This window comes from uncultured Mucilaginibacter sp., from assembly GCF_903913935.1.
Classification (GTDB): domain Bacteria; phylum Bacteroidota; class Bacteroidia; order Sphingobacteriales; family Sphingobacteriaceae; genus Mucilaginibacter.
In genome coordinates this window covers 1-5,168 of record NZ_CAIWNH010000541.1, presented here as the reverse complement: position 1 = coordinate 5,168, position 5,168 = coordinate 1, and the positions used below count along the sequence as shown (strand labels likewise).

The following is a 5,168-nucleotide window of genomic DNA, read 5'->3' as shown; positions in this document are numbered from 1 at the left end:
GGAAGATGGCGATCACAATGATCCACCGCGAAAAAGCGATGATATAGAACCAGAAATGGGCCTGGCTGTCGAGATGTGTTTTAAGGTAAATGATAATGGTTTCGCCGGCTATCATTACGGATATGGCGGTTAGCAGTGCGAAACTGATGACCAGGGTAAGGGCAATGGCGATGAAGCGTCGTGTCCACCATGGCCGTTTTTCAACTACTAACGATGACCGGTTAAAGGCGCGCATCAAATTGATAATGCCATTTGTGGCAAAGTATAATGCCGCCAAAAAGCCAAAGGACAGTAGCCTTACGTTATGGATATTTACGATATATTCAATTGTCGACTCAAAAGTCATATACGCATTGTAAGGCAAAACAGTAGAGAGCAAGCTAAGCAAATGTTGCTGGAAATGATTGATAGGGATGAATGGGATAAGCGTAAACAAAAAGATAGTGCCCGGGAAAAAAGCCAGCATAAAATTAAAAGCCAGTGATGAGGCGCGGTTCAACAGGGTGCGTTCCTGTATTTCTGCTGCAAAAAAGGCCATTACATCATACAACGGCAACGGGTCGAAACCAGGCAGGATGTAGATTTTTGCCCAATGGATAAACTTTCTGTAGAACCCAAAACGGAGTAAAAAACGATGCGTCCACTTCATTTAAGCCAAATCTAATCAAAAAAGGGCTTTAGTTTATCTAAAAATTGTTGCGAAGGGAGGCAGGGGCGGTTGTTTTTCATATTGATAAAAACCAGCAGTGTTTCACCGGTATTGATGAGCTCCTGCTTTTCATTAAAAAGCTCATAACGGAAATGAATGCGGATGCCGGGCATTTTATCCATGATAACATTTACCGTGATCTCCTCGTCGTATAGTGCGGGTTTCAGGTATTTGCAATGCAACTCAAGCACAGGCATCTTTATACCCGATTCTTCCATGCCACTGTAGGTGAGGCCCAGGCTGCGCAGCATTTCCACACGGCCAACTTCATAAAATTCAGCATAGTTGCCGTAATACATATAGCCCATCTGGTCGGTCTCGCCATAGCGCACCCTTATTTTGGTTGCATGCTCAAACATCAGTGTTTTATATTTCTTTCGTTAAGCGCCTGCTGGTACTTATGGGCATTGGCAAGGTGATCTGCCATGTTAGTGGCAAAATTATGATAGCCTCCGAAATCTTCTTTGGCGCACATATAAATGTAATCGTTCTTCTGGTAATCGAGCACTGCGTTAACGGCATTAACCGATGGCATCATGATAGGCCCCGGTGGCAAACCTGTGTGCAGGTAGGTGTTGTAAGGCGAATTGATCGACAGGTATCTAGTTAACACCCGGTGGATGGTAAAATCATTTTCGGCGAAGATCACCGTAGGGTCCGATTCCAGTTTCATGCCTTTGTTCAGGCGGTTAAGGTAAAGGCCGGCAATGGTTGGCATTTCATCATCGTGCAGTGCTTCTGCGTCAACCAAAGAGGCCAGGATAGAAACCTTTATTGGGTCGAGGTTTATAGCAGCGGCTTTTGCTTTACGTGCCGGTGTCCAGAATTTTTCGTAATTGGCATACATCCGCTTAAAAAACTTTTCGGGCGTCGTGTTCCAGTATAGCTGGTAGCTGTTTGGCAAAAATATGGTATACACGTTGTCGGGTGTAAAGCCGTATTGCTGTAAATAGGCTGCAGAATCAAGCAAATGAATGATCGAAGCAGAATCAGGCTCTATTTTTTTAGCTACAAAACCAGCAAATTGCTCCTTTTGTCTCAGATCATGAAATGACAGGGTAACCGGCTCCTGCGTGCCCGAAGCCAGCATGTTGATCAGCTTTCGGTTGCTCATCCCTTCGTGCAAATGGTAACGGCCCGGTTTTACCCTGTTTACGTAGTTCATGCTTTGTGCCGACGAGTAAAAGGTGGTACTGTCTTTTACAATACCTTCATCGTTAATGGTTTTAAATACATCGTTAAAACTGGCGCCGGTACGTATATACAAGTATTCCTGTTTGCCGGTAACATTGGGGCCAAAATATTTTAAATAATAATTCAGGCCTGTAAAGCCAAGCGCTACGATGAGTATGATCACCATAACAACCATAAATTTTTTGAACGTGCTGCCCTGCGGGCCTTTTTTCTGCGTCATACTAATAACTGATTTCTTTTATTTTAATTTTTGAAGGGCGATAAGCCCCCCTGTTAAGTTTCTTACGTTTTCAAAACCGGCTCCTTTTAATATACCCGACGCGGTTTCACTTCTTAAACCCACTTTACATATAACTATGATTTCATCCTTTTTGTTATAACCTGTGCTATCAGCATTTTTTGCTAAAACAGGTAAAGGGATGTTGTTACCACCAATATTATAAGTGTGAAATTCAATCACCCCGCGAACGTCAAGCAAATTTAAGCTTTCACCTGCATTCATCCGGTTTAAAAGTTCATTTGCATTAATTGGGCTGTGCATCTGATTTTTTACCTTGGGTAACTGTTAGGTTTACCGGGGTACCATTAGCCGTTTTGGAGACTGAATCAGTTTTCATGGGCGATTGCGCAACAATAACCAAATTAGCCGAATCAGTGATCGGTCCCTGGTAAATAATAGTGCCCAGGGTAAGACCACTGTGCCTGATAGCGAATTTCCCCTCATCAAGGGCAAGATTAACCAGCTCGGGGATATCTACCTGGCTGGCGCCTGCCCCGTTTCCTAAAACCAGGTCGATGCGGGAGCCCTGAGGTATTTTTGTATTTGGCAGCAGCGGCTGTCCGGCAAAACGCATTTCCAATACCCGGTCGCGGGCTATATCAGATTTGTAAGTAGTGTCGCCCACCTTCAGGCGATAATTAGCCAGGGTTGCAACAGCCTCACGGTAAGTGTACGGCGTCAGATCGGGCATAGATACGGGTGGAGCCAGGCGAGTAACTACTGTGAGGTAGATTGTCCTGTTCTCTTTAACATTCGTACCCGCATCGGGGTCCTGCTCAATTACAGCGCCCGGCGTTTTGTCAAGCACGTATACTGAATCAATTTTATAATCAAAACCCTGGTCTTTTAATAATTGCACCGCCCTTTCAACTTGAAGGCCTTTTAACTGTGGCACAGGCACACCTGTTCCATGCCGTGTATAAGCGCCAAGGCTGAAAAACATAATGAGCACCAATGCAAAAACAGACCCGATTATGAGCAGCAGGGTATTGCGAAACTGCTTTGTTTTTAAATAAATCCAGAATTTATTCATTTGGGATGATAGATCGCTTTGAATTAAATTTAAGGTCAAACATACCGGAAAAATTTCGGATTTCGGATTTTCGATTTCGGATTTATGAAATTTCTGATTTTAAATAAATTTGCAAATAGACTCCCTGATCCAGGAATTATATTATAAAATCGTTTGACATTTTAAAAAATCGGAGTCGTAGAAAATTTTGGAGTTGGCTACCCCAAAAAAAAATCAGAAATCGATCACTTGACATCCGAAATCAAAATTTATCTTTGATCAATCATGACAACTAAAAACATAGCCCTTATTGCCGGAGGTTTTACCGGTGAATATGAAGTTTCTATCAACAGTGCAAAAAATATTGCTGCCAACTTAAATCCGGATAAATATAGAGTTTACACTATTTTGATTAACCGCAACCGTTGGTACTTTGCAAATGACGGCGCAGGAGTAGATATCGATAAAAATGATTTTAGTTTATTGATGGATGGAAAGAAGGTGAATTTTGATTTTGCGTTTATTACTATCCATGGTACGCCCGGCGAAGATGGTAAATTACAGGGGTATTTTGACATGCTGGGGATCCCTTATAATACCTGCGACGCTACGACCTCGGCTATCACCATGAATAAGGCGTATACAAAAGCCATTGTTGAGAGTATCCACGGTTTACATACGGCCCGTTCCCTGCGGCTTTTTCAGCGTGATATGCATGATGTGGCCATAGTGGCTGCGTCTCTCCATTTTCCTTTATTTATCAAACCCAATAATGGGGGCAGTAGTGTCGGTATGAGCAAGGTTTATAATGTAGCCGGCTTGCCTGAAGCTTTGCAAAAAGCATTTCATGAAGATGACCAGATCCTGGTGGAAGAATTTATCAAAGGCCGCGAATTTAGCGTAGGCGTAGCCCGGTTAAATGGAAAGATTATAGTTTTACCGGTTACTGAGATCATTAGTTCAAAAGACTTTTTTGATTATGAGGCTAAATATTCACCGGGGGTTACCGAAGAGGTCACCCCGGCAAACCTTCCTGCTGAAAAAATCGATCAGATTGCCGGAATAGTTACCGAAGTTTATCTCAGGCTGAATTGTAAAGGAATGGCGCGGATAGACTTTATTTTATTGGAAGGCACTGAGGATTTTTATTTTATAGAAGTGAATACCACGCCTGGCCAATCGGCAGCCAGCCTGATCCCGCAGCAGGTTCGGGCTGCTGGGATGGACCTGATGGAATTTTATGGGGAACTGGTGGAAGGGGCCATTCGTCATTAGTCAATAGTTATTGGTATTTGTAATGGGGACGTTGAAGAATAGGTTTTTCTATTGATTCTGTTAAATTTTTAAACTCTTGGTGAAATTTGTTTTCCATCTGTTATATTTGATTTTTGACGTCAAATCAATTACAATCCTTTAGCCTAAATACGTAGGTGCCGGCGTTTTTATGAAAAAAATCACAAGTGGCTGTTTTTTACTGGTGCTGTTTTTATTTTGCTGCAAAAAGCCGTACAATCCTCCTGTTATTGCTTCGGCAAGCAGTTACCTGGTTGTTGAGGGGGTGATCAATTCGGGCAATGATTCTACCGTTATCAAACTAAGTAAAACAGTTAATTTAAATGCACAGGTTACTTTAAACCCCTTGCCTGGAGCCACCGTTACGGTGGAAAGTGACCAAAGCGCTTCATGGGGCTTAACTGGTGATAATAAAGGAAATTATGTTGCCCCGGGCCTAAATCTGCCGGTAACCGGTAAATACCGGCTGAGGATAAAAACGGCGGATGGAAAACAGTATTTATCGGATTTTATCATCGCGAAACCTACACCGCCTATTGATAGTATCGGGTACACGGTTAAAAATAAGGGTATTGAGCTTTATGTAAATTCGCATGACCCGGCCAACAATACCCATTATTATCGCTGGGATTATAATGAAACATGGCTGTTTCATTCAAAATATGAATCTCAGTTTATGG

General features: G+C 42.6%; 7 protein-coding genes. 2 read left to right on the top strand and 5 right to left on the bottom strand.

Annotated elements, in window-relative coordinates:
* From QZY09_RS21785 to QZY09_RS21765, 5 genes are all read right to left on the bottom strand, one after another.
* The coding region (locus QZY09_RS21785; RefSeq protein ID WP_295676063.1) for a YihY/virulence factor BrkB family protein at nucleotides 1-649 on the bottom strand (649 nt) is incomplete at its 3' end.
* 11 nt (nucleotides 650-660) lie between these two features.
* Nucleotides 661-1,068, bottom strand: coding sequence for a thioesterase family protein (locus QZY09_RS21780; RefSeq protein WP_295676062.1), 408 nt, complete (start codon nucleotides 1,066-1,068; stop codon nucleotides 661-663).
* Nucleotides 1,068-2,123, bottom strand: coding sequence for an endolytic transglycosylase MltG (gene mltG / locus QZY09_RS21775; RefSeq protein ID WP_295676061.1), 1,056 nt, complete (start codon nucleotides 2,121-2,123; stop codon nucleotides 1,068-1,070). Before mltG ends, QZY09_RS21780 begins: the two co-directional genes overlap by 1 nt.
* A gap of 18 nt (nucleotides 2,124-2,141) precedes the next feature.
* Nucleotides 2,142-2,444: a rhodanese-like domain-containing protein gene (locus tag QZY09_RS21770; RefSeq protein ID WP_295676060.1), complete on the bottom strand. Its 303-nt coding sequence runs from the start codon at nucleotides 2,442-2,444 to the stop codon at nucleotides 2,142-2,144.
* Entirely contained in the window at nucleotides 2,428-3,216 is a 789-nt protein-coding gene (locus QZY09_RS21765) for a PASTA domain-containing protein (RefSeq protein ID WP_295676058.1), read from the bottom strand. The genes QZY09_RS21770 and QZY09_RS21765 overlap by 17 nt, the downstream gene beginning before the upstream one ends.
* A 264-nt stretch (nucleotides 3,217-3,480) precedes the next feature.
* Between QZY09_RS21765 and QZY09_RS21760 the strand changes: the two genes are divergently transcribed.
* Both QZY09_RS21760 and QZY09_RS21755 read left to right on the top strand, forming a co-directional pair.
* On the top strand, nucleotides 3,481-4,470 hold the full coding sequence (locus QZY09_RS21760) for a D-alanine--D-alanine ligase (protein ID WP_295676056.1): 990 nt from the start codon (nucleotides 3,481-3,483) through the stop codon (nucleotides 4,468-4,470).
* A gap of 169 nt (nucleotides 4,471-4,639) precedes the next feature.
* Nucleotides 4,640-5,168 (top strand): DUF4249 domain-containing protein (locus tag QZY09_RS21755; protein ID WP_295676054.1); only part of this gene is annotated, 529 nt, incomplete at its 3' end.